We start from the raw sequence: 1052 nt of genomic DNA on the forward strand, positions 1-1052 counted from the left end.
TTCGCGATCGAGCGCGCGAGGCGGTCCGTATCGGATGCCACCGTGTCGTGCTTCACTTCCGACACACCGTGCAGGCCGGCGCCCACCGCTGCCGACGTCGCAAGGCGGCCGGCCGCCGCGCCGACTCCGGCGGTTTCCACCATGCCCGGCAGGTGGCCGCTGTTCGCGCTGGACGAGAACGTGCCGAGCGGCTGCGGCGTGCCATGCGCCGGCTGGAACAGCACGGTGACCGATGCCTTCACTTCGCTCTTGCCCGCGCCGAGCCCGATCAGCGTGCGGCGGCGGCGGTTGCCGGCGTCGATCGACTCGAACCGGCCTTCGACGACCAGCGCGTCGCGGCCGTCGGGCACCGGGCCGCGCAGTGCGGGGATGCCTTGCGACCGGAGTTCACGCACGAGGGCGTCGGCGAGCTGGTCGCGGGTTTTCAGCGCGCTTTGCTGGCGCTGCGCGTCGGCGGACGATCCGCTCGCGAGGGTCGCAATCTTGCTAATCATCCCGCCGTCGACCTTGACGTCGGTCGTGGCCACGTCGAACGCGGACACATAGACGACGTCCGCACGAACCTGCGGCTGCGTATGGGCTGTCGGCGCGACTGTCATGGACGTGGTCGCGGTCGATGCGCAGCCGGTCATCGCGAGTGTGCCGGCGATCAGCGCGACGCTGGTCAGACGTTTGGTGTGGGCAGCAAGTGCGTGAAGGGAAGAAAACATGTCGATCTCCGGGGCCTGGATGAAGTTGCCGATACTGTCGCGGCATTCAGGAACGCGAACGATCGGAAGCGGGGCGTGATCGCTGGCGGGGGAGAGGTTTCATGCCGTTGCGCAACACGCAGGCGCAAGTATGGGGAGGTCGGGCGGGATGCGCCACGCAGGAATTATGTCGGCGGATGTCACGAGTTGCTGCGCGTGGATACGTGCGGCAGGCAGGTCGTCATGCAGACGAACGGACGAACGGACGAACGGACGAACGGACGAACGGACGAACGGACGAACCGGCGAACCGGCGAACCGGCGAACCGGCGAACAGGCGAACAGGCGAACAGGCGAACAGGC

General features: G+C 67.9%; 1 protein-coding gene. It reads right to left on the bottom strand.

The window, feature by feature from the left end; translation table 11 throughout:
- A partial coding sequence (locus JYJ84_RS37350) for a DUF4410 domain-containing protein (protein WP_205190363.1) occupies window positions 1-710 on the bottom strand: 710 nt, incomplete at its 3' end.
- Window positions 711-1052: the final 342 nt, after the last annotated feature.

It is taken from the genome of Burkholderia sp. LMG 13014, from assembly GCF_905232215.1.
GTDB lineage: Bacteria > Pseudomonadota > Gammaproteobacteria > Burkholderiales > Burkholderiaceae > Burkholderia.